Genomic DNA, 21,932 nt, shown 5'->3' on the forward strand with positions numbered 1-21,932 from the left:
ATGGCCGACGGAAACTGACTCACATCTCCGAGATGATGTGGGCGCGCTTCGCGCTGTACTCCGAATCGGAGATCGCGCCGGCGGCGCGCAGCGCCTCGAGCTCCCTGAACCGTTCGGAAACCGGCACCGGCGGTTCCGGATACGAAAGCGCTATCGGATGCGCGGGCCGCCTGGTGTCCTTGGCGCCCCATCCCGCGCCGAGGTTGATTAGCCGCAGCGCGAAGAGCACACCGCCCGCGGTGATCGGCAGCCCGAGGTAGAGCATCCACCCCAGCGGCAGGCCGGCGCGGCTCAGCGCGAGGTAGCGCGTCAGCAGCAGCAGGGCGATGAGCGCGCCGGACAACAGGACTGCGGCCTTGATTTTCATGCGGCAAGTGGAAACCCGGCGGGCGGCTACCGATCCCAACTGCGGCAGAGGTACTGCAGCACCAGGGCGGTGACCATCCCGTATCCCAGGTGCGGGATCAGATCGCTGACCCACCCGACAACGCCCCAGGTTCGCGGGTCGGTCACGCCGAGCACGGTCATCGGACCGTTGGTGCCGATGAGGGCGATCGCCGTCGCGACCAGCGTGGCGACCACAAGGCTCGGGCGCCAGCCCAGCGCGTAGGCCAGCCCGAGGATCAGCCCCATCCCGATCCCCGCGACATACCCGGTCAGCGCGCCGAGGCCGAGCATCCGGTTGGCCAAGACGTCACCGGATCCCGGCACCGTCAGGCCGAACAGTTTCGCCATCGCTTCGACGGTCCGTTCGGGCGTCGAGCTCGTCGGCCGGCCCCGCACCGCGATGTCCAGAGAGGTGATCACGTTGAGCGCGGTGGTACCGGCGGTCCCGGCGGCGGCGCCGCTCACCAGCCCCGGCCAAAGCCGGGCAATCCGGGTGGTCCGCACCGGCCGCCTCCTCTCTGGCAGCTTGCGTCGAGTTTGACTAAAGCACCCTGTGTGGCGGTGCGCATCCCGCGAGCGGGAATTACAGTTGGTAGTCATGACGAATCGCAAAGTCACGCGGGCGGCGGCGGTGTGCGGCGGCGCCGCGTTGGTTCTTGCGGTCGGGTTGGGCGCTTTCGGCCCGCGGCCCGTCGTCGGCGCGCCACTGAACGTCGCAGCGAGCTCTTCATCGGGGACGGCCGCAACCGGCGGCGACGGTGGCGGCGCCATCGACGTGCAGCCCGTCGGTGGGAGCCCCTGCATCGTCGGCCTCAACTGTGGGTGCATTCCGCGGGTCACCTGCCCTACCCCGCACCGTCGTCCGGGCACCGCGGGCGCCAACCAGCACAATCCCCCCGCCCCGCAAAATCCATAGCGGCCGGGTTTCCTGACCAGAACGCGAGCGGCTTTCCTATCATTTGCCAATGAGCGCCGGTGGGCTGGATACCGTGGGCTCGCCGGCATTCACCGACGAGGACTCGGCCCTGTTTCGCGCCGCCGGCTGGTGGTCCGATGCGACGCTGTCGGACGCGGTACGTCATAACGCCCAATCGTCGCCTGATCGCCCCGCCTACGTCGATCATCCCGGAACGTCGTTGAACTGGCGCGAATTCGACCATGCGGCAACCAAATTGGCCGAGCTACTCGCGGGGCTGGGCGTGGTTCGCGGTGACCGGGTCGCGGTGTGGCACGGCGATGCCGCCGCCATCCACGTGCTGTTCGTCGCGATCGAACGGTGCGGTGCCGTCGTGGTCGGCATCGGGGCGCGGGCCGGGACCCGCGAGGTCGCCGCGATACTGCGCAATTCGCAGCCAAAGATCCTGGTCAGCGATCCGCAACGCGGAGATGCCGCGGCCGATGTGGCCAAGGAATCCGCGGTGTCCGCCCTGGTCTTGGACGGTGATCCGGGTGCGCTGCGGCTGAACGTCGACGCGCGGCCCCGGGCGGTGGGAACCGAATCGCGACTGGGTCCTGACGACATCTTCCTGATCAACTCCACTTCCGGGACCACCGGCCTGCCCAAGTGCGTGGTGCACACGCAGAACCGCTGGCATTACTTTCACCAGAAGGCCGTCGCCAACGGGTTGCTGACGTCAGACGACATCTTCTTGCCGGTCATCCCGACGCCCTTCGGCTTTGGACTATGGACCAGCCACACCACGCCGATCTATCTCGGCACCACCGCGGTGATCCTGCCGCGGTTCACTGCGTCGGCGGCGTGTGAGGCGATCGCCCGCCACCGGGTCACCGTGCTGTGTTGTGTCAGCACGCAGCTGACCATGCTGATGGCGGACCCGGCTTCCCGCGAGCACGACCTGAGTTCTCTGCGCGTCGTTTTCGCGGGCGGCGAGGCGCTGCCGTACCGGCCCGCCGCGGAGTTCGAGGAGCTGACCGGCGCGAAGATCCTGCAGTTTTACGGCTCGAACGAAACCGGGTTGCTGAGCGCGACCACGCTCGACGACACCCGCGAACGCCGGCTCCGCACGGGCGGGCGGATCGTCCCGGAGATGGCGGTGCGACTCTTCGACGGCGATCGGGACGTCACCGCGACGGGGCGCGGGCAGCCCGCGTGCCGGGGCCCGGCCACCAGTCTCGGGTACCTGGGCGGGACCGACCACGACAAGCTGTTCACCGCCGACGGGTGGATGCGCATGGGCGACATCTGCGAGATCGATGCGGAAGGCTATCTGAGCGTCACCGGACGAACCTCGGATTTCATCGTGCGCGGCGGCAAAAACATCAGCGCCAGCCAGGTCGAGGACGCCGCCACCACCCACCCCGCGATCGCGGTGGCGGCGGCCGTCGCCATGCCCGATCCGGTGTTCGGTGAAAAGGTTTGCCTCTACGCCGAACTCGTCGACTCACGGGCCATCGACCTGCCGGAGCTCGTCGAGCACCTGTTGGCGCTGGGAGTTTCCAAGGAGCTGCTGCCCGAACGGCTCATCGTGCTCGATGAGCTTCCCCGATCGTCCGGCGGCAAGATTGCCAAAGGCCAGCTCCGCGAGGATATTCGAATCAGGACGGAGGCGGATCATGAACGCTCCTAACGCACGTCGAGGCGGCATCGAGGTCTGGGCACCGTCGGTGGTGCCCCCGATCGGCGTCGACCTGTCGAACGAGCAGGCCCTCGCGGTGGCCTTCCGGCATCTCGCCGGCATCGGGTTCTCGGAGAACATGGCCGGACACATCACCTGGCAGCTCGACGGCCAAACGGACATGTTCGTCAACCCGTGGGGGCTGTGGTGGCAGGAGCTCACCGCCTCGGACATCTGCGTGGTGGACAGCGAGGCCCGCGTCGTCCGCGGTCGATGGGACGTCACCCCGGCCATCCACATTCACACGGAACTGCACCGCGTGCGCGACGACGCCCGCGTGGTCATCCACAACCACCCCTACTACGTGTGCGTGCTCGCCGCGCTGGGCAGGCTCCCCGAACTGGTCCACCAAACCGGTTCGCTGTATCTCGACGACCTGTGCCTGGTCGAGTCCTACGACGGGGAAGTCGACAGCCCGGCCCGCGCCGCGGATCTCGCCGCGCGCATCGGGGGCGCCAACCTCACCATCCTGGCCAACCACGGCGTCATCGCAACGGGTCGCAACCTGCCGGAGGCGGTCTACCGGGCCGCATCGATCGAACGGGTCTGCAAGCTTGCCTACGACGTCATGCTTACCGGCCGGGAACCGGTGAAGATGAATTGGTCGGACATGGCCGGCATGCAGCGGTCGCTGATCGAACGTGCCGCCGACGTGTACTGGGCGGGGGCGGCCCGGATGACCATCAAGGCCGATCCGGATGTCCTCAATTGAGCGGCCGTGGATTGTGCGGCCACGGCGCTGAGTGTGCATTCAGGGCGCGGCTCGGCCGCGATTCCCGCCCTGGGCGCACAGTCAATGCCGCTGGCGCACACTCAAATGCCCTGTCCCGCAAGGAGACTGACGAGTGAAATCGATCGATGAACTGGCCGGCGACCTGAAGTTCACGACGGCGAAGACCGGCGACGATCGCTCGGTCACCTTTCTGCCCGACCCACCCCGCGCCCCGCGCCGCTATACGGTGATCTCGGCGGACGACCACATCGTCGAACCGCCCGACACCTTCACCGGGCGCCTGCCCCGGAAGTTCGCCGACCGCGCCCCAAAGGTTGTGGAGACCGGGACCGGGGGACAGACGTGGGTCTACGACGGCCGGGAACTGCCCAACGTCGGATTCAACGCCGTGGTCGGCCGGCCGGTGACCGAATACGGTTTCGAGCCGGTCCGGTTCGACGAGATGCGCAGGGGCGCATGGGATATCCACGAGCGGGTCAAAGACATGGACCTGAACGGCATCTACGCCTCGCTCAACTTTCCCTCGTTCCTGCCGGGATTCGCCGGCCAGCGGCTACAACAAGTCACCACCGATCGCGACCTGGCGCTGGCCTCGGTGCGGGCATGGAACGACTGGCACCTCGAGGTCTGGGCGGGCTCGTATCCCGAACGCATCATCCCCTGCCAGCTGCCGTGGCTGCTGGACCCCGAGCTCGGCGCGAAGATGATCTATGAGAACGCCGAACGGGGTTTTCACGCCGTTACTTTCAGCGAGAACCCGGCGATGCTCGGGTTGCCGAGCATCCACTCCGGCCACTGGGACCCGATGATGGCGGCCTGCGCCGAGACGGACACCGTCGTGAACCTGCACATCGGGTCCTCCGGCTCCTCACCGTCCACCACCGACGACGCGCCGCCGGACGTCCAGGGCGTGCTGTTCTTCGCCTACGCCATTTCCGCAGCGGTCGACTGGTTGTACTCCGGCCTGCCCAGCAGATTCCCCGACCTGAAGATCTGCCTGTCGGAGGGTGGAATCGGCTGGGTCGCCGGGCTGCTGGACCGCCTGGACCACATGCTCAGCTACCACGCGATGTACGGCACCTGGCAGGCCCTGGGCGAAAGCTTAACTCCGGCAGAGGTTTTCACCCGAAACTTCTGGTTCTGCGCGGTGGAGGACAAATCGTCGTTCGTGCAGCGCGACCGGATCGGCGTGGACAACATCATGCTGGAAGCCGACTACCCGCACTGCGATTCCACCTGGCCGCACACCCAGGAGACTATCCACGAGCAAATCGGCGATTTGCCCGCAGACGTGATCCGAAAGTTCAGCTGGGAGAACGCCTCTCGGTTGTACCGCCACCCGGTGCCGGCCGAGGTCCAGCGCAATCCCGACGCGTTCTAGGCGTTCTGGCGCTGCCGCTCGTGCGGGCAGGGACAGCCGGTATCGTCGAGGGCCACATACCGCTGCGACGCGCCCACCGGCGAGGACACCGAAGCCAGGGAGGGTTTCGTGCACGGCGGCGCCGCGACCCAGTCCATGAACGTCCATATCGCGGCCACGAAGGCGATCAGCAGCAGAGCCGTCGCGATCGCGTGGACCAGCAGGTAAAAGGCGTATCCGGATGGGGATTGCGGTGAACCATCGCCAGCGGCAACCGTTTTGAACGTCGCTATTCCCATCAAGACAGGCCCCCTCTTCGAACCATCGGCGTCGGTCGCCACAAAATCTGCTCGATAGTGTTTCGGAGCGACGCCCGTCGCGGATGGCGAACGTGCCGCTCCAAATCAGCACATTGCGCAAAAGCTCTGGTCGCGTCGATCTCGGACGCGCGTTTTGACCCGCGGGCCTTTGGGTAGCCGACGTGGGACGTCGGTCGTCGCGTTGCGCGCCCGGTCGTCGACAAAAGCAGTGGGGATTGGCAGGGCGAATGAACACCCTCGCGTTGCTGGCCGGCCGCTACGAGTTGCGCGGCAGGCTTGGCCTGGGAGGCATGGCCGAAGTTCGCGACGGCTGGGACACCCGACTGAACCGGTCCATCGCCATCAAGCTCCTGCACCCGATTTTCAACGCGGAGCCCGACATTCGGCACCGGTTCGACGCGGAGGCGCGCGCGGCCGCCGCGCTGAACCATCCGAACATCGTGGCGGTCCACGACAGCGGCGAGCACGACGGCATGCCTTTCATCGTGATGGAGCGGTTGCCCGGCACTTCGCTGGCCGATCTGATAGCCCGTGGTCCCCTCCCACCCCCGCACGTCCGCGCCACGCTCGACAACGTTCTCGCCGCACTGTCGGTCGCGCACCGCGCGGCGATCCTGCACCGGGACATCAAGCCGGGAAACATCCTGGTCGGCGCCGACGGCGCGGCCATGAAGGTCTCGGACTTCGGCATCGCCAAGACCCAGGAGGCCGCCCATACGCGAACGGGCCAGGTCTTCGGCACCATTGCCTACCTGAGCCCCCAGCGGCTGGCCGGAGCGCCTGCCAGCGTGGCCGATGACCTTTATGCCGCCGGGGTGGTCGGCTACGAGGCACTCGCGGGGCATCGGCCCTTCCCGCAGGAGAACATGGGCGCACTGGCCGGCGCCATCTTGCACGACCGGCCGCCGCCACTCGCCCTGCTGCGGCCCGACGTCGATCCCGCCCTGATCACGGCGATCGAACGCGCGATGGCGCCGGATCCCCGGCAGCGGTTCGGCAGCGCCGAGGAAATGCGGGGAGTACTGCACGGCCGGGGGGCGCCGCTGATGGCCGGGGTGCCGCTCGCCGCCCCGCGGCGCCCGGCGACGAAGGTACTCGAGATGCCCGTGCCGGCGCGCGGTCCACGGCTGACGAGCCGCACCAGGAAGGCGCTCGCCGCCCTGGCAGTCCTGGCGGCGATGGTCGTCCTCCCGTTCGCGATCGCGTCGGATCCGGCACCCTCGAACTCGCCTGCCAAGCCGGTCACCACCAGCACGCCGTCGCCGGTGCCGATGCCGGTCAGCAACCCGGTTCCCCCACCGCCTCCCACGGAACAGCCGCCGGGTCCGCCACGGCACGGGCCGGGCAAAGGCCACGGCAAGGGACACGGCGGCGGGAGAGACTAGGGCATTCGCGCGGCGGTCCCGGCCGACGATCACTCCGTGAACAGAATGCGCAAAAGCTCAAAATCGTTTGTTCCGTGGCTATTGCGCACAAGCGCGTCAGCGCCGTCATCGCTCCGTAGCGTCGAGTGCAACGAGGTGTCGAGACCCCCTCGACATCGACACCGACCAGGAGCCCACCGTGTTCACTCAGCCGGAAATGACGACGGGATCAAACGCGTACCGTGCGCCGACCGCTGCGCTTCCGCGGCGACTGCCCACTCCGCGCGACGGGTACGTCGAGCGCACGGTGATCACCGGCGACGGCGTGCGGCTCGCGGTCCGCGACTACGGCGCGGCCGGCGCCCGCGACCACACCGTCGTCCTGCTGCACGGTCTGTGCTTGACGCAGTCGAGCTGGGCCCTCCAGGTTCGCCACCTGGTGCGCCGGTGGGGCGACAGCGTGCGAATCATCACCTACGACCACCGCGGCCACGGGCGTTCCACCGGGGCCGACATGCACACCTACCAGATCGACCGGCTCGCCGCCGACCTCGCCGACATCCTGACCGTGCTGCGGGTGAGCGGGCCGCTGACGCTGGCGGGGCACTCGATGGGCGGGATGACGGCGCTGGCCTATCTGGGCGGTCCCGCCGCCGGCCGCCCGGTGCAACCGCAGGGGCTCGTCCTGGTGGCCACGGCGGCGGGCCGGCTCGCCGAGCGGGGGCTGGGCCGCTTGCTGGCCAGCCGGGCCACGGGAGCGCTGTTCGATCTGGTGCACCACATGCCCCGACGGGCGACGGACCAGGCGATCAACGGGCTGGTCCGGCCCGTCTGCGAGGGCCTCATCAGATATTCCGGCGTCGAGCGCAACGGCGCCGCGGCGGTCACGCAATCCGCCATCCGCACGATTTCGTTGACCACCGCGGCCGGTTTCCTGCCCAGCCTGAAGCAATACGACCAGTACGACGCGCTCGCCGTGATCGCCGCCAACACGGTCGTCATCAGCGGCGGAGCGGACCGAACCACGCCAGCCGACCACGCGCGCGACCTCGCCGCGGCCATCCCGGGTGCCATCCACGTGCACCGGCCCACCGCCGGGCACATGCTCCTCGAGGAGGACGCGGACTGCGTCAGCGACGCGATCGACCGCGTGCTGTCCATGGGGCACCGGCCCGCCCGTGGCGCGGCCAGTTGAGTGCCCGCGGGCGAGTCGAATGTTATGTCCGTGCAAATTCTTTTTCTTTGCTGAGCGGAAAACCGGCACGGCTGGCTAACGTCGGGCCATCAGCAAACGGCTGCGAGCTCCGCCCCAGCGGCGGAAGCGAATTGGAGGTGCATGATGAGGAAGTTCGTTGCCGCCGGTGTTCTGGCGCTCTGCGGGCTGATGACCACCGGCGTCGGCGTCAGCAACGCCGAGGAGATCCAAGTCGAAGGAAACTATGCGACCCAGGCCGCGTGCGAGGTGGACGGCCCCCACGTCGAGGTCAACCACCCCGGCACCTTCACCCATTTCTCCTGCCAGCAGCATGCTGACGGCCTCTGGTATCTGTATCTGAGCAACTAAATTCTGCGGCTGCCCCGTGACGGTTACAGGTCGGAGGCCAAGCGCCGCAGGATGTCGGCCGCGGGCTCCGCGGTGGCGTGCCGATACCCGGTGCCCGCCCACAGGTGGACGTAGTCGGGCTTGCCCGCCGCGGCGGCGGCCTTGCGCATCGGGCTGGTGAGGTAGTGGATCGCCGGATAGCCGAGCGGCGCCTGCGCCTCGTGGGCGTCGATGAACGCGTTGCGCAGGCCGCGGGCGGGGCGGCCGGTAAAGGCCCGGGTAATCACGGTTTCGGTGTAGGCGGGATCGGTGAGGGCCGCCTGGTGGGTGGCCGAGGCGCCGCTCTCGGTGGCGCGTAGCAGAACCGTCCCGACCGCGGCCGCCGCGGCGCCGGCACGGATCACGTCGGCCACCGCGGCGGGAGTGGCGAGCCCGCCGGCGGCCATCACCGGCAGCGATACCGTCGCGACGATCTGTGCGACGAGGTCGACGATCGGGACCGGTGTCAACGGCTTGCGCGGCGAGAGCGTGCCCGAATGCCCGCCCGCCGTCGCCGCCTGCACGGCAAGCATGTCCACCCCGGCGTCGCGCGCTTGCGCCGCCTCGTCGGGCGTCGTCACGGTCTGCACCACAACGGTATTGGCCTTTCGCAGGGCGGCGATCACGTCGGCCGGCGGTATCCCGAAGGTGAACGACACCATCGGCACCGGGTCGTCGAGCAACAGCGCGATCTTCTCGTCGAACCGGTCGGTGTCGTCGATCGGCTCAGTGGGAAGCGTCAGACCGAACTGGTCGGCCTCCTTCTGGACGATCGCGGCGTAGGCGCGATAGCTGTCGGGGTCGACGGGCAGGGGATTGGGCGCAAAGACGTTGATCCCGAACGGAATTCCCTCGGCGCGGACCTTCTTGATCTCGGCTTCGACGGCGTCGACGGTCTTGTACCCTGCCGCCAGCATGCCCAGCGCGCCGGCCTGGGTCGCGGCGGACACCATCGCCGACGTGGTGGGCCCGCCGGCCATCGGGGCGGCGACCAGCGGTATCGACATCCCAAACTGTTCCAGCATCCCAGTCCCCCTTCCGAGTCCGGATCACGGGCTGCCTTGAGAATATCGGCGGGGCATTGCCATTCCATCCCGGCCATTCCATCCCGGCCATTCCATCCCGGCGCCGGACCTGACAGGATGCTTCACCGTGAAGCGGCCCAACTTTCTAGTAATCGTGGCGGACGACCTCGGTTATTCCGATATCGGTGCGTTCGGCGGCGAGATCAAGACGCCGAACCTGGACCGGCTGGCCTACGCCGGGGTTCGATTCACCGATTTCCACTCGGCCCCGGCCTGCTCGCCCACTCGGGCGATGCTGCTGACCGGAACTGACCACCACCTCGCCGGCATCGGCACGATGCTCGAGGTCGCGATGCCCGAGTTCCGCGGCGCCCCGGGCTACGAGGGCTACCTGAACGACCGGGTGGTGGCCCTGCCCGAGCTGTTGCGCGACGCCGGATACCTGACGCTGATGTCGGGCAAGTGGCACCTGGGCGGCACCATCGAAAGGTCGCCGTGGGCGCGCGGATTCGAGCGCTCGTTCGCCCTGCTGCCCGCCGGCGCCAGCCACTACGGCCCCGCCACCGGGGGTGGGTTCTCGCCTGTGGCAACGCTTTACACCGAGGACGACCAATTCGTCACCGTCGGCGACGACTTCTACTCGTCCGACTTCTACGTCGACACGCTGTTGGGCTACTTCCGCGAGCGCCGCGCGGACGACGACCGCCCGTTCTTCGCCTACTTGCCTTTTCAGGCGCCGCACTGGCCGTTGCAGGCGCCGGCGGAGTGCATCGCGAGCTACCACGGCCGCTACGACGCCGGGCCCGACGAATTGCGCGAGGCGCGCCTGGCGGCGCTGAAGAAGCTCGGCCTGTGCCCGCCCGACGTCGAGGCGCACCCCGTCGTGGCCGACGGCGCGCCCGAATGGGCCGACATGACGGACGACGAGCGCGCCCGCTCGGCCCGCAGCATGGAGGTCTATGCCGCGATGGTGGACCGGATGGATCAGAACATCGGCCGGGTCATCGACTACCTGGCCGACACCGGCGAACTGGACAACACGGTCGTGATCTTCCTGTCCGACAACGGCGCGGAGGGCGCGATGGTCGAGGCGATGCCGCTGCGCGGCGCCCAAATCGTCGCGCAGATCGAAAAGTACTGCGACAACAGCCTCGACAACCTGGGCGGCCCCACCTCGTTCATCTGGTACGGCCCGCGCTGGGCGCAAGCGGCCACCGCGCCGTCGCGCCTGCACAAGGCGTTCACCACCGAAGGCGGGATCCGGGTGGTCGGGTTCGTTACCTGGCCCGGTTTTGCCCGGCAGGCCGAAATCGGCACGGCCTTCACGACGGTCATGGACATCGCCCCGACGGTGCTCGAGCTCGCCGGCGTCGCGCACCCGGGCACCGCCTACCGGGGCCGCGACGTCGAACCCATGCGGGGCCGCTCGCTGGTGTCGTACCTGTCGGGCGACACCGAAGCGGTTCACGGCGCGGACACCGGTACCGGTTGGGAGTTGTTCGGGCGCAGGGCCATTCGGCAGGGCGACTGGAAGGCCGTCTATCTGCCGGCGCCGTACGGTCCCGGCGCCTGGCAGCTCTACGACCTGTCCGGCGACCCGGGTGAGATCGAGGATCTGGCCGCCTCGCAGCCCGACAAGCTGGCCGAGTTGCTGGCGCTGTGGGATCGCTACGTCGAGGAGACCGGCGTCATCCTGGACCCCATCTCGGTGTTCGACGCGGACCTGTAGGCGCGGGGACCGGCCTCGATGTCGGCGATAGCCGTGGCAGACGGCCGAGTGCTAGCGTCGGCTCCGTGTCAGCAGACGGCAACCCCATCCGAATCGGCATCTTGGGGGCGGCCCGCATCGCGCCTTTGGCCGTCGTCAATCCAGCCAAGCAGCACAGCCAGGTAGCGGTGGCCGCCGTGGCGGCCCGCGACCCGGAGCGTGGGCGGGCCTTCGCCGCCAAACACGGCATCCCGCGGGTGCACGAAAGCTACGACGCGCTGATCGCCGACCCCGCCGTCGACGCCGTCTACAACCCGCTGCCGAACGGACTGCACGGCAAGTGGACGCGGGCCGCGCTGGCGGCCGGCAAGCACGTGCTGTGCGAAAAGCCGTTCACCGCCAACGCCGCCGAGGCACGCGAGATCGCGGAGATCGCCGCCAATTCGGACCGGGTGGTGATGGAGGCCTTCCACTATCGCTACCACCCGCTGACCCGGCGCGTCGAGGAGATCATCGCCTCCGGCGAGCTGGGCAAGCTCACCCGGGTGGAGGCCGCCATGTGCTTCCCCCTGCCGAGGTTCTCCGACATCCGCTACAACTATTCGCTTGCCGGCGGGGCGCTGATGGACGCCGGGTGCTACTCGGTGCACATGGTCCGCACCTTCGGTGGTTCCACCCCGGAGGTCGTTTCCGCGCGCGCCAAATTGCGCGATCCGCAGGTGGACCGGGCCATGACGGCCGAGGTGAAGTTCGCCGGCGGGCACACCGGCCGGGTCCGCTGTTCGATGTGGTCGACGCAGCTGCTGCAGATCAGCGCGCACGTGGTCGGCGAACACGGTGAGCTTCGCGTCTTGAACCCGGTGTTGCCCAGCCTTTTCCACCGGCTCACGATCCGATCACAGGACGGGCGGCGCGTCGAGCGCTTTTCGCGCCGCCCCACCTACGCCTACCAGCTCGACGCCTTCGCCGCCTCGGTGCTGCGCGGCGAACCGGTCAAGACCACCCCGGAAGACGCGATCGAAAACATGACCGTTATCGACGCGATCTACCGTGCCGCGGGCCTTCCGCTTCGCGAACCGAGCTGACCGCTAACCCGTTGACCGGGCTGCCACGTCGGACAACAAGCGGCGCGCCGCCTCGACGCAGGGGCGGAGGCGATCGATCGGGCTGACGCCGGCCAGCGCCAACGACCTTCTCGGGACTTCGATTTCGATCACAACGTCGGCGGGAAGCGCGGAAAGTATTTCGGGTAGCGGCAATTCGCCCTCACCGGGAACCATGCGCTCGAACATGGCCTCCTCCATGTAGTTGTCGCCACGCGGCTGCAGGGTCGTGTCGTTGACTTGGGCATATCCGATGTGATCGGGGTCGATGGCCGCGACGTCAGCGGCGGTCGAACCGGATCTCACCAGGTGCATCGGGTCGATCAACAGCCGAAAGTCGGGCCGCGCGACGTGCTCCCGGGCGGCGAGCGCGGTGGGCAGGTCGCCCACGGTCAGGCCCGGTACCGGTTCGACGACCGTCTGGATTTCGCGTTGGGCGGCGAGCTCCGTCAGGGCCGCGAACTGGTCGAACGTGCGGCCGAGGTCGGGGTCGAGGCTCACGACGTTGATCCGCGGAACCGCGAGCTCGGCGAGCGCGTCGAGCTCGCCTGTGAATTCGCTCATCTCGGCGCCGGGCAGTACCAAAAACCCGTCGCCCAGCGAGATCGCGACGCCACGGTGATCCATCGCGGCCCGCACGTCTCGCCGCAGCGCCGCGTCCTTCAGGGAGAAGGGCGGATAGCCCAGCGGTACCAGCGGAAGCCCCCGCACCACGGCCGACATGTATTTGCAACCGAGGTCGGCCGTGAGATCGACGAATTCCACTGGCGGAAGTCCGAATCCGCCGAGGAAGCCGATGCCGAGGCGGTCCATGCTACTCGGGGCGTCCGGCCAATTGCGCCAACTGGTCGGCGGCCTGGGCCGTCTGGGTGGTCAACGCGATCTTGCCGGAGGTGACCGGCTCTACGATGATCGGTGCCTCCAGAACCAGATCGTCGCGGATGAAGGCAACGTGGTCCTGCAGGTGGGTGGCGGTGAATGTCGCCCAGGCCCCCGCGGACAGCGGGTCCATGGTCAAGCTCACCTCGTAGAAGCCGGACGTCAGTGACGCCGGCGGGTCCACGTGGATCAGGGCCAGTCGCATCGTCTCGGGACCCAACGTATACAGCGTCGTCCGGGCGAGGTCGCAGGTAACCAGGACGCCGGTCGGTGCCACCGGAGCGTTCGGATTCGCGGCGGGGCACTTGTTGGGCGTCGTCGGTTGGGACTTCTGCACCGGCCGAACCGGTAAGGGCTGGATCCTCACCGTGGGCGCCGATTGGGTGGTCGTCGGTGCCGCGGCGGTGGTCGGCGTGGTGGGGGAGTTGTGGTGTGGCGCCGAGTGGCAGCCGCACATCACCGCGCCCAGCAGCAGCGCGCTCGTCAGGCCGCCGGCGCCCCGGGATGCGCGGTGAATCATTGCACCAGACTTTCATCCGGGAACCCGTTGCACCGGCGCGACACGCTCTTTACGGACACTACGAATATAGAGTAGTCTCCCGCTCCGGGACACCTTGAATGGACAAACGACGAAAGCCCAACCCCACCGAACGCCGCCGCGACCTTTGCGATGCGGCGATCCACCTCTTGTCTCACGACGGGGCTAAGGGGCTGAGCCATCTCAAAGTCGACCGTCAGGCCGGGGTCCCGGACGGCACCACCTCGTTCTATTTCCGGACCCGCTCGGCGCTGCTGCGCGCGGTGGCCGAGCGGCTGGCGGAGCTGGACCTGGCAAGCCTGCAGTCCGTGGCGGACGAGGCCGACGGCGCGGACGGTCGGCCAAACAGCCCGTCGCCGTCGCGGTTGTCGCAGGTGGTGATTCAGGCCGGCCACGAGCCGCAGCTGTCGCGGACCCGGGCCCGCTACGAGCTGACCATGCAGGCCACCCGCGACCCCGCGGTGGCGGCGATTCTGCAGCAGGCCACGGACGCATTCACGAAGCTGCACCGCGAAATCCTGGTGCAGCTCATGCCGCGCGGCGCCGAGCTGGAGCCGGCCGTGGTCGAGGATCTGAGCAACATCACGCTCACCTTCATCAACGGCCTGCTCCTGCGCTTCGCCCACGGCGACCGGGTCGTCGACAGTCCCGAACAGCTTGACGGGATCCTGACGGCGATGGCCACCGGCATCCTGAAGAACCCGAACAAGGGCCGGCTGACCGGAACCGGTGCGCCCGGATGAGTTCCGTGTCGTCGTCTTGCCAGGGCACCCGCCGTATGGTTCTCTACGAGAATAGAGTGAACCCGCTGTATTTAAGCGAAGCGTATAAATTGCGCCGCGGCGGATATCTCGATGCTTATACGAAAATGTCAGCGGTAGGAGGGATTTCGTGACGGTGAGCACGGACAGCGATGTCCATTTCGACCCATACGACGTCGAGCTGATTGCCGACCCGTATCCGATGTTCGCGCGCCTGCGGGACGAGGCGCCGCTGTACTACAACGCCGAATACGACTTCTTCGCGTTGAGCCGGTACGCCGATGTCAACAAGGCCCTCGTCGACCACGGCACCTACAGCTCCGCCCGGGGCGTGATCCTCGAGCTGATCAAGGCCAACCTCGAAATCCCTTCGGGCATGCTGATCTTCGAGGACCCACCGATCCACGACGTACACCGCAAGCTGCTGTCGCGAATGTTCACCCCACGCAAGATCAACGCGCTGGAGCCGATGATCCGGGACTTCTGCGCGCAGCTCCTGGATCCCCTGGTGGGTTCGGGGCAATTCGACTTCGTCACCGATCTCGGCGCGATCATGCCGATGAAGGTCATCAGCACGCTGCTCGGCATCCCCGAAGACGACCAGGAGTACATCCGCGACCGCGGCAACGCGCAGCTTCGCACCGAGGCCGGCAAGCCGATGAAGGCCGCGGAGCACGGCCTGTCCGTCGGCGAACAGTTCGAGGCCTACATCGACTGGCGGGCCGACAATCCGTCCGACGACATCATGACCGATCTGCTCAATGTCGAGTTCGTCGACGAGACCGGCACCACGCGACGGCTGACCCGTGGCGAGATCCTGGTGTACCTCAACGTCGTTGCCGGAGCGGGCAACGAAACCACGACCCGGCTGATCGGTTGGGCGGGCAAGGTGCTCGCCGAGCATCCCGATCAGCGCCGCGAGCTAGTACGAAACCCCGGCCTCATCCCGCAGGCGATCGAGGAGCTGCTGCGCTACGAGCCGCCCGCCCCACACATGGCCCGGTACGTGACCCGCGACGTCACCCTGTACGACCAGACGGTGCCCGAGGGCAGCGTCATGATGACGCTCCTCGGGTCCGCCTGCCGCGACGAGCGGCAGTTCGGGCCCGACGCCGGCCGGTTCGATATCCATCGCGAAGCCCGGCCCCACCTCACCTTCAGCGTGGGCACGCACTTCTGCCTGGGCTCGGCGCTGGCCCGACTGGAAGGCCGGGTCGCGCTCGAGGAAGTACTCAAACGCTTTCCGGAGTGGGACGTCGACCTGGCCAACGCCAAGCTGAGCCCGACGTCGTCGGTGCGGGGCTGGGAAACCTTGCCGACCGTGGTGCCCTGATGACGGGCCGGGTAGAAGGGAAGGTCGCCTTCATCACCGGGGCCGCCCGGGGGCAGGGCCGCAGTCACGCGGTGCGCCTGGCGCAGGAGGGCGCCGACATCATCGCGATCGACGTCTGCGGACCGATCGAAAACCTGGCCTACCCGCACTCCACGCCGGAGGATCTCGCCGAAACCGCCGACCTGGTGAAGGCGCAGGATCGCCGCATCGTGACCGCGCAGGTCGACGTGCGCGACTACGACGCGCTCAAGGCGGCGGTGGACAGCGGCGTCGAGCAGCTCGGGCGTCTCGACATCATCGTCGCCAACGCGGGCATCGGCACATTCGGCAACAAGCTGCACAAGATTCGCGAGAACGTCTGGCAGGACATGATCGATGTGAACCTTTCGGGCGTCTGGCACACCGTGAAAGCCGGTGTGCCGCACATCATCGCCGGCGGGCGCGGCGGCTCGATCGTGCTCACCGGCTCGGTCGGATCGCACAAGGCCATGGCCTACACCGGCCACTACATCGCCGCGAAGCACGGCGTGATCGGCCTGATGCGCGCATTCGCGGTCGAGCTGGGCCAGCACATGATCCGGGTGAATTCCGTGCACCCCAGCCAGGTCAACACGCCGATGACGATGAACGAAGTCACGTTTCGCCTCTTTCGGCCGGACCTGGAGAATCCCGGACCCGACGACTTCGCGCCGTTCTCGCAGATGACCCACACGCTGCCGGTGCCCTGGGTGGAAGCCGCCGACATCAGCAACGCCGTCCTGTTCCTCGCCTCTGACGAATCCCGTTATGTCACCGGCGTTTCGCTGCCCGTCGACGCGGGTGCCTTGCTCAAGTAGAGAAGTGGAGAAGAACCCATGCCCGAGTACGACTACGAGAAGCTGAAGAAGGAAGCCGAGCAGTACATCAAGTTCGAGAAGGACAAGAAGAACCGGATCGCCTACATCACGTTCGACCGACCCGACGCCCAGAATGCCACCACGTTGGGCATGCGGCAGAACTACGCCGACCTGATCCACAAGTGCAACGTCGACGACGACGTCAAGGTCGTCGTGATCCGTGGCGAGGGCGAGGATTTCGGCAGCGGCGGGGACCTACCCGAGCAACGCCCGATGCTGGAGAACCCCGGCCTGCCGCTGCTGCACGAGCTCGCCATCAACGACGACGACGTCAAGTACCCGCCGGGCGGATCGTACCGCTACCTGTCCACCGTCACGGACTTCTACGCCAAGGCCCGCGCGGGAAACCGCCCGCTGCAAGAGCTTCGGAAGATCAGCATCATCGAGGCCAAGGGCTACTGCTACGGGTGGCATTTCTATCAGGCCGGCGACGCCGATCTGGTGGTGTCCTCCGATGACGCCCTTTTCGGTCACCCCGCGTTCCGCTACGTGGGCTGGGGCCCACGCCTGTGGTGGTGGGCGGAGACGATGGGGCTGCGGAAGTTCTCCGAAATGCTGTTCACCGGGCGGCCGTTCAGCGCGAAAGAGATGTACGAGTGCGGTTTCGTCAACAGCGTGGTGCCCCGCGACAAGCTGGAAGAAGAGACGCTGAAATACGCGATGGCGTGCTCGCGCTCCCGGCCCACGGACACCGTCGCGGTGCAGAAGACCTTCCTGGAGCTGTACAAGCAGCACAAGGGCGAGTACTTCGGCAGCCTGCTCACCGGCATGGTCGAGGGAATGTTGCCGCTGATCCAAAACGACGCGCAGGAGGTCGACCTGACCGACGGCACCTTCGAAAAGGGCCTCAACAACGTGGTGAAGGACAACGACCTGAACTTCCCGCCGGAATGGCGCCTGAGCCGCTCGGGACGGAAGAAGCCCTGACCGCACTGACGGGCTTCCGGATCGTTGAGTTGGCCGAGACGGTCGCGGGGGAGTACTGCGGAAAGCTACTGGCCGATTTCGGCGCCGAGGTCATCAAGGTCGAGGCGCCGGAATGCGGCAGCCGCACCCGCGCGATGGCCCCCCTCCTCGCCGACGGGCCCGAAGGCAGCGCGCTGTTCGCCTACCTCAACACCAACAAGCGCTCCGTCGTCCTCGACGACGAGCGCTTGCAAGCGCTGATCGCTTCGGCCGACGCGGTCATCGAAGACCGCGAGTCGGGCCGCTCCGAACGGCATCCATCCGTGGTGTTCTGCTCGATCACCCCGTTCGGCGCCGCCGCGGCCGCCGGGTTCGGAAACGCCAAGAGCCTGAACGTGTTCCACGCCAGCGGCTGGGGGTATCACACCCCGAGTCACGCCGATCCGGGCAAGCCGCCGTTGCAGGGACCGGGGCGCTTCCTGGCGGACTACGAGGCGGGATTGGATGCGGCGCTGTGTGTCGCGTCGGCGCTGTTCGGGCGGCTGCACACCGGTCGGGGCGAGTGCATCGACGTCTCGGAGCACGCGGTGCTGGTCTCCCGCGCCGACTGCATCCTGGGCCGCTTCATCACCGGGGAGGTTCCGGCAGCAGGCCGCCGTGACGATTACGACCAGGCGGGCCCGGCGTCATTCTTCGCCTGCGCCGACGGCTTCGTCTACCTGTACATGACCAGCCGCGCCCATTGGAGCGGCCTGAAAGAACTGCTGGGCCATCCCGACTGGCTGGACGCCTTCGAGGACGACTGGCTGGAGTTCTCCGTCACGGCGGAAAAGGTCGACGCGTTTCGGCGGGGTTTCGCCGCGTGGGTCCGGACCATGCCCAGAGAGGCGGCCGCCGAGCGAGCCCAGCGCCTGGGGGTGCCGTTGGTCCCGGTCAACGAGGCCGGGGATCTGCACCAGTCGCCGCAATACCGCCACCGGCGGTTCTTCCAGCAGATGCGCCATCCCGCGTTGGGCGATGCGGCGTATCCCACCGTTCCGTACGCCCTCGGCGCGTCGCCGGCCCGAATCACCTCCGCCGCACCCACTCTCGGCGAGCACACGGACGCGGTCCGCGACGGGCTCGGCGTGCCACGCACACCGCCGTCGGTCAGGGCGCCGCAACTCAAGCCGCCCAAGCGGCCGCGCGGCGGACCGCTGGAGGGAGTCCGCGTCGTCGAGCTCACCAAGGTCTGGGCCGGTCCGTATGCCGGCAAGCTCCTGGCGCAGCTGGGCGCCGAAGTGATCAAGGTCGAAACCGCCAGCGCCCCCGAGGAGATGCGGGCCTACGGCGGCACGGACATCAATCACGCCCCATACTTTCTCAGCATCAACCACGAGATCCTCAGCGTGGAGCTCGACATCAAGTCAGACGAGGGCATGGCGCGCCTGCGCGAGCTGATTGCGCGCGCCGACATCGTCGTCAACAACCTGCGGCCGGGCGCGATGGAGCGCCAGGGCTTGGGTTATGAACAACTCGCGGCGATCAAGCCGGACATCATCTCGGTGTCGATCAAGATGTGGGGCAACGACGGGCCACTGGGGCATCAAACCGGTTACGCCCCATGCTTCGCGGCGCTGGCCGGCCTGGCATCGCTGGTCGGCTACCCGGGCGGCCCACCCCTCGGGACGAGCATGCGCTACGGGGATTCCACCGTCGGGGCCGCCGCCGCCTACGCCGCCGTGGTGGCGTTGCTGCATCGGGAGCTCACCGGCGAGGGCCAGTTCGTCGACCTGTCGGCGGTAGAGACGCTGTCCTCGATGGTCGGCGACTGTCTGCTTGAACAAAGCCTCACCGGAAAACGCCTGGGCCCCAACGGCAACAAGCATCCCGACATGTGCCCACACGGCTGCTACCCGTGCAGGGACGATTCGTGGATCGCCGTGGCCGTGGCCGACGACGCCGAATGGCGCCGGCTGTGCGAAGTATTGGGCGGCGCCGAGCTGGTTATCGATGCGCGCTACCGCACGATGAAGGCCCGGCACCGCCACGCCGACGCGCTGGACGACGCGCTCGCGGCGCTCACCCGCGAGCACGACGCAGAGGATTTGGCGCAGCGCCTGCGGGCCGCGGGGGTTCCTGCGTGCAAGAGTGCCACCGTGATCGACACGATCGGCGATCAGCGATTGTGGGATCGCGAGCTGTTCCGCTTCGTCACGGATAATCGCGAAGGCCAGCGCCCGATAATCGGGCCGTCGTGGCGGCTGGCGCGGTCCCCGGCCCGAATCGAACGCGGCGCACCGGACTTGGGCGAGGACACCGACTACGTCCTGGGGGAGATCCTGGGCGCGGGATCAACGACGGGAGGCGCGAGGTGACGGCCACCCTAGCGAATACCGCGGCCCTGGTGACGGGCGCCAGCAGCGGTATCGGAGCCGCTACGGCGAAGGCGCTGGCGGCAGAAGGCGCCGCAGTGGCGCTCCTCGCGCGTCGGGCCGACCGGCTTGCCGACGTCAAGGCGGAGATAGAGTCCACGGGCGGCACCGCGCTGGTCGTCACCGCCGATGTGACCGACGCCGACGACGTGTCGGCGGCCGTGCAGGGCACACTCGCCGAGTTGGGGCGCCTCGACACCGTGGTGAACAACGCCGGGCTGATCCGGTCCGGCCCCGCGGCCGAGGCCCGCCTGCAGGATTGGGACGACATGGTGGCGGTGAATGTTCAGGGCGTCCTTTACGTCACTCGCGCCGCTCTCCCGCACCTGATCGAGGCGGCCGGCAGCTCACCGCGCGGCGTCGCCGATCTGGTCACCATCAGTTCCACCGGCGGCTGGGTGGCCCGCCCGAACACCGCGGTCTACTCGCTGACCAAATTCGGGGTGAACGCGTTCAGCGAGGGGATCCGCCAAGAGGTGCTCGGAAATCGGGTGCGCGTCGGGGTGGTGGCTCCCGGGACCGTCGACACCGAGATCTTCGGCCACCTTTCCGCCCCGTCGCGAGAGGCCGTCGCGCGCCAGACCGCCGGCATGGTCAAGTTGCGGCCCGAAGACATCGCCGACGCGGTGCTCTACATGGTGACTCGCGATCGCCGGGTCGCCGTCAACCACATGTTGGTGCGCGCGGCGGAACAGACTTGGTGATTTACGGCGGGCGGTTCGGCCTCGCGATCCCGCCCGACCCCAACGCTTTGCGCGGCGTCGGCGCGCGGTTTCTGACCCAGGCGTTTCGCGCTTCGGGTGTGCTCGCCGGCGGTAACGCCGTCACCGCCGTGACCGGGTTCCGGGAGGTGGCCGGCGGCAGCACCGGGCGGAAGGTCGTGCTGTCGGTCGAATACGCCAGGCCGCGTATTGGTCTGCGCACCGACCTGTTCGTGAAGTTCTCCCGCGATCTCGACAACCCGGTGCGCGACAAGGGAAGGACGCAGATGGAGCCGGAGGTCCGGTTCGCCGCGCTCTCCCGCACACCCGGGTTTCCCATCGCGGTCCCCGCGGTGCAGTTCGGCGACTACGACCGCGAGACCGGCACGGGAATCCTGATCACCGAACGAATCCCATTCGGCCGCGGCGGAATCGAGCGCCAGTACCACAAGTGCCTGGACTACGACATGCCCGAGGCGGTCGGCCACTACCGCGCGCTGCTGACCGCTCTGGGGCGCCTCGCCGGCACCTACGGGTCCGGTCGCCTGCCGGCGCAGCTGGCCGCGCAATTCCCGCTCGATGTGCGGGCCGCGACCGTGGCGGACCGCGCACCGGTGGGCGCCGACAAGTTGGACCGGCGCGTGACCCAGCTGACCGAATTTGTGGAAGCTAATCCCGGGTTGTTGCCCGCCAACGTCGGCTCGCCGGAGTTCCTGGCGCGCCTGCGCGAAGAGGTGCCGCGGGTCGCGCGTCACGAGCACACGATCATGAGGCAGCTGACCGACGACTCCGACTACGTCGCGCTGTGCCACTGGAACGCCAACATCGACAACGCCTGGTTTTGGCGCGACGGCGTCCTGCGCTGCGGCTTGCTGGACTGGGGATGCGTCGGCCAGATGAACATGGGCATGGCCATTTGGGGTGCCATGTCCGGCGCCGAAACCGATTTGTGGAATGAGCATTTCGACGAGCTGCTGGAATTGTTCGTATCGGAGGTCGAGCGCGTTGGTGGTCCGCGCCTGGATCCGGACCGGCTGCGCCGGCACACGCTGCTATACGCGGCGACGATGGGGGTCGCGTGGTTGTTGGATGTGCCGGCGCTGATGCGCGCGCGATTTGGCGACTCAGCACCGGGGAGCCGCATGGATCCGCGGATCGCCGGTGACGAGAGCGTGCGTGCGCCGCTGCAGATGCTCGCGAACGTGCTGAACCTTTGGGAACGGCATTGCATGGAATCCCTTGTGTCACTTTAGTTTCAGTGGTCACAAATCGGGATTTGTTGTCGG

General features: G+C 67.9%; 22 protein-coding genes. 16 read left to right on the forward strand and 6 right to left on the reverse strand.

Annotated elements, in window-relative coordinates; translation table 11 throughout:
* Positions 1 to 19: 19 nt before the first annotated feature.
* Together AC5Y5E_RS27130 and AC5Y5E_RS27135 are read right to left on the reverse strand one after the other, a co-directional pair.
* Complete coding sequence (locus AC5Y5E_RS27130) at positions 20 to 367, reverse strand: hypothetical protein (RefSeq protein WP_499906562.1); 348 nt, start codon at positions 365 to 367, stop codon at positions 20 to 22.
* 26 nt (positions 368 to 393) lie between these two features.
* Entirely contained in the window at positions 394 to 891 is a 498-nt protein-coding gene (locus tag AC5Y5E_RS27135) for a hypothetical protein (protein WP_499906564.1), read from the reverse strand.
* Positions 892 to 985: 94 nt separating this feature from the next.
* Here AC5Y5E_RS27135 and AC5Y5E_RS27140 point away from each other — a divergent pair, with 94 nt between their 5' ends.
* The 4 genes from AC5Y5E_RS27140 to AC5Y5E_RS27155 all read left to right on the forward strand — a co-directional run bounded on the left by AC5Y5E_RS27140 (position 986) and on the right by AC5Y5E_RS27155 (position 5,137).
* The gene (locus AC5Y5E_RS27140) at positions 986 to 1,303 is read left to right on the forward strand and encodes a hypothetical protein (RefSeq protein WP_499906566.1); all 318 of its coding nucleotides are present in this window, start codon (positions 986 to 988) and stop codon (positions 1,301 to 1,303) included.
* A 49-nt stretch (positions 1,304 to 1,352) separates the two neighbouring features.
* Positions 1,353 to 2,975 carry a class I adenylate-forming enzyme family protein gene (locus AC5Y5E_RS27145; RefSeq protein ID WP_499906568.1) on the forward strand — a complete coding sequence of 541 codons (1,623 nt, stop codon included), beginning with the start codon at positions 1,353 to 1,355 and terminating at the stop codon, positions 2,973 to 2,975.
* Positions 2,962 to 3,735 carry a class II aldolase/adducin family protein gene (locus tag AC5Y5E_RS27150; protein WP_499906570.1) on the forward strand — a complete coding sequence of 258 codons (774 nt, stop codon included), beginning with the start codon at positions 2,962 to 2,964 and terminating at the stop codon, positions 3,733 to 3,735. Before AC5Y5E_RS27145 ends, AC5Y5E_RS27150 begins: the two co-directional genes overlap by 14 nt.
* Positions 3,736 to 3,868: 133 nt before the next feature.
* Positions 3,869 to 5,137, forward strand: coding sequence for an amidohydrolase family protein (locus tag AC5Y5E_RS27155; protein WP_499906572.1), 1,269 nt, complete (start codon positions 3,869 to 3,871; stop codon positions 5,135 to 5,137).
* Here the strand turns inward: AC5Y5E_RS27155 and AC5Y5E_RS27160 are convergent.
* Positions 5,134 to 5,457 (reverse strand): hypothetical protein, encoded by a 324-nt coding sequence (locus tag AC5Y5E_RS27160; RefSeq protein ID WP_499906574.1) that lies wholly within the window; start codon positions 5,455 to 5,457, stop codon positions 5,134 to 5,136. The two genes, AC5Y5E_RS27155 and AC5Y5E_RS27160, sit on opposite strands and share 4 nt — an antisense overlap.
* A 206-nt stretch (positions 5,458 to 5,663) precedes the next feature.
* On the opposite strand from AC5Y5E_RS27160, the gene AC5Y5E_RS27165 reads away from it, so the two are divergent.
* The 3 genes from AC5Y5E_RS27165 (at position 5,664) to AC5Y5E_RS27175 (ending at position 8,364) form a co-directional block, all read left to right on the forward strand.
* Positions 5,664 to 6,821 (forward strand): serine/threonine-protein kinase, encoded by a 1,158-nt coding sequence (locus AC5Y5E_RS27165; RefSeq protein ID WP_499906576.1) that lies wholly within the window; start codon positions 5,664 to 5,666, stop codon positions 6,819 to 6,821.
* A 178-nt stretch (positions 6,822 to 6,999) separates the two neighbouring features.
* Positions 7,000 to 7,995 carry an alpha/beta fold hydrolase gene (locus AC5Y5E_RS27170; protein ID WP_499906578.1) on the forward strand — a complete coding sequence of 332 codons (996 nt, stop codon included), beginning with the start codon at positions 7,000 to 7,002 and terminating at the stop codon, positions 7,993 to 7,995.
* 144 nt (positions 7,996 to 8,139) lie between these two features.
* Positions 8,140 to 8,364, forward strand: coding sequence for a hypothetical protein (locus AC5Y5E_RS27175; protein WP_499906580.1), 225 nt, complete (start codon positions 8,140 to 8,142; stop codon positions 8,362 to 8,364).
* A gap of 23 nt (positions 8,365 to 8,387) precedes the next feature.
* On the opposite strand, the gene AC5Y5E_RS27180 is transcribed toward AC5Y5E_RS27175, so the two are convergent.
* On the reverse strand, positions 8,388 to 9,407 hold the full coding sequence (locus AC5Y5E_RS27180) for an NAD(P)H-dependent flavin oxidoreductase (protein WP_499906582.1): 1,020 nt from the start codon (positions 9,405 to 9,407) through the stop codon (positions 8,388 to 8,390).
* A gap of 127 nt (positions 9,408 to 9,534) precedes the next feature.
* Between AC5Y5E_RS27180 and AC5Y5E_RS27185 the strand changes: the two genes are divergently transcribed.
* Both AC5Y5E_RS27185 and AC5Y5E_RS27190 read left to right on the forward strand, forming a co-directional pair.
* On the forward strand, positions 9,535 to 11,136 hold the full coding sequence (locus tag AC5Y5E_RS27185; protein WP_499906584.1) for an arylsulfatase: 1,602 nt from the start codon (positions 9,535 to 9,537) through the stop codon (positions 11,134 to 11,136).
* A 65-nt stretch (positions 11,137 to 11,201) separates the two neighbouring features.
* The gene (locus AC5Y5E_RS27190) at positions 11,202 to 12,200 is read left to right on the forward strand and encodes a Gfo/Idh/MocA family protein (protein WP_499906586.1); all 999 of its coding nucleotides are present in this window, start codon (positions 11,202 to 11,204) and stop codon (positions 12,198 to 12,200) included.
* A 3-nt stretch (positions 12,201 to 12,203) separates the two neighbouring features.
* Here the strand turns inward: AC5Y5E_RS27190 and AC5Y5E_RS27195 are convergent, their stop codons facing one another.
* Positions 12,204 to 13,031: a sugar phosphate isomerase/epimerase family protein gene (locus AC5Y5E_RS27195; protein WP_499906588.1), complete on the reverse strand. Its 828-nt coding sequence runs from the start codon at positions 13,029 to 13,031 to the stop codon at positions 12,204 to 12,206.
* A 1-nt stretch (position 13,032) separates the two neighbouring features.
* Positions 13,033 to 13,617: a SecDF P1 head subdomain-containing protein gene (locus AC5Y5E_RS27200; RefSeq protein ID WP_499906590.1), complete on the reverse strand. Its 585-nt coding sequence runs from the start codon at positions 13,615 to 13,617 to the stop codon at positions 13,033 to 13,035.
* Positions 13,618 to 13,715: 98 nt separating this feature from the next.
* Here AC5Y5E_RS27200 and AC5Y5E_RS27205 point away from each other — a divergent pair, with 98 nt between their 5' ends.
* The 7 genes from AC5Y5E_RS27205 to AC5Y5E_RS27235 all read left to right on the forward strand — a co-directional run bounded on the left by AC5Y5E_RS27205 (position 13,716) and on the right by AC5Y5E_RS27235 (position 21,899).
* Positions 13,716 to 14,378: a TetR/AcrR family transcriptional regulator gene (locus AC5Y5E_RS27205; protein WP_499906592.1), complete on the forward strand. Its 663-nt coding sequence runs from the start codon at positions 13,716 to 13,718 to the stop codon at positions 14,376 to 14,378.
* Positions 14,379 to 14,526: 148 nt separating this feature from the next.
* A complete protein-coding gene (locus AC5Y5E_RS27210) occupies positions 14,527 to 15,729 on the forward strand; it encodes a cytochrome P450 (RefSeq protein WP_499906594.1) in 1,203 nt (400 codons plus the stop codon).
* Positions 15,729 to 16,565, forward strand: a complete 837-nt coding sequence (locus AC5Y5E_RS27215) for a mycofactocin-coupled SDR family oxidoreductase (RefSeq protein ID WP_499906596.1) — start codon at positions 15,729 to 15,731, stop codon at positions 16,563 to 16,565. Before AC5Y5E_RS27210 ends, AC5Y5E_RS27215 begins: the two co-directional genes overlap by 1 nt.
* A gap of 18 nt (positions 16,566 to 16,583) precedes the next feature.
* Positions 16,584 to 17,552, forward strand: a complete 969-nt coding sequence (locus tag AC5Y5E_RS27220; protein WP_499906598.1) for an enoyl-CoA hydratase/isomerase family protein — start codon at positions 16,584 to 16,586, stop codon at positions 17,550 to 17,552.
* Positions 17,549 to 19,888, forward strand: a complete 2,340-nt coding sequence (locus tag AC5Y5E_RS27225; protein WP_499906877.1) for a CaiB/BaiF CoA transferase family protein — start codon at positions 17,549 to 17,551, stop codon at positions 19,886 to 19,888. The genes AC5Y5E_RS27220 and AC5Y5E_RS27225 overlap by 4 nt, the downstream gene beginning before the upstream one ends.
* Positions 19,885 to 20,649, forward strand: coding sequence for an SDR family NAD(P)-dependent oxidoreductase (locus AC5Y5E_RS27230; protein WP_499906600.1), 765 nt, complete (start codon positions 19,885 to 19,887; stop codon positions 20,647 to 20,649). The genes AC5Y5E_RS27225 and AC5Y5E_RS27230 overlap by 4 nt, the downstream gene beginning before the upstream one ends.
* Complete coding sequence (locus tag AC5Y5E_RS27235; RefSeq protein ID WP_499906879.1) at positions 20,649 to 21,899, forward strand: hypothetical protein; 1,251 nt, start codon at positions 20,649 to 20,651, stop codon at positions 21,897 to 21,899. The genes AC5Y5E_RS27230 and AC5Y5E_RS27235 overlap by 1 nt, the downstream gene beginning before the upstream one ends.
* Positions 21,900 to 21,932: the final 33 nt, after the last annotated feature.

It is taken from the genome of Mycobacterium sp. NGS54, from assembly GCF_059812465.1.